The organism is Gemelliphila sp. 1F1, assembly GCF_056897515.1.
Genome location: NZ_JBXHBE010000014.1, coordinates 1 through 752 on the forward strand (window position 1 = coordinate 1; position 752 = coordinate 752).

1 protein-coding gene is annotated in these 752 nt (G+C 35.9%); it reads right to left on the bottom strand.

What is annotated here, in order from left to right; genetic code table 11:
* Positions 1-752, bottom strand: a 752-nt coding sequence (locus AC1XWJ_RS07700; RefSeq protein ID WP_483335290.1) for an iron-containing alcohol dehydrogenase, incomplete at both ends; no start/stop codon positions are given.

Here is a 752-nt window from a genome sequence, read left to right on the forward strand (position 1 = left end):
TCTGCTAATGGATATTTCTTGTCATTTTCTTTATCAGAAATTACCGCAAAAGGAGTTACCTCACTACCTGTACCCGAAGTAGTTGGTATTGCGATAAATTTAACTTTTTCTCCTAAATGTGGGTATTTAACTGTACGTTTTCTTATATCTGCAAATTTTTGAACTAATTCATTAAAGTCTGCGTCTGGACGCTCATAAAATAGCCACATAATTTTCGCCGCATCTATTGGTGATCCTCCACCTAGAGCTACTATTGCATCAGGTTTGAAGCTTTCCATAAGTTCCGTACCTTTTTTTACAGTTGTAATATCTGGGTTAGGCTCTACCCCATCAAATACTTGAACTTGTACTTTATTACTACGACGGTTTAGTTGATCAACTAGTTTCTGTACAAATCCTAGTTTAACCATAGATTCATCAGTTACGATTACTACTCTCTCTAAACCCTCCATATCTCTTAGGTATCTAATCGCATTTGGCTCGAAGTAGATTTTTGGTGGCACTTTGAACCATTGCATATTATTATTTCTACGTCCTATTAATTTAATATTCAATAGATTTATTGCTGATACGTTTCCAGATACTGAGTTTCGTCCATAGCTTCCGCATCCTAATGTTAATGATGGAATAAATGCGTTATAAACATCTCCTATTCCTCCGAATGTTGATGGTGAGTTCCACACTATTCTACATGCTCTTACTATTTTTCCGAATTCTTCTGCAACATCTGCATTTTGTGTATGGATTGCTGC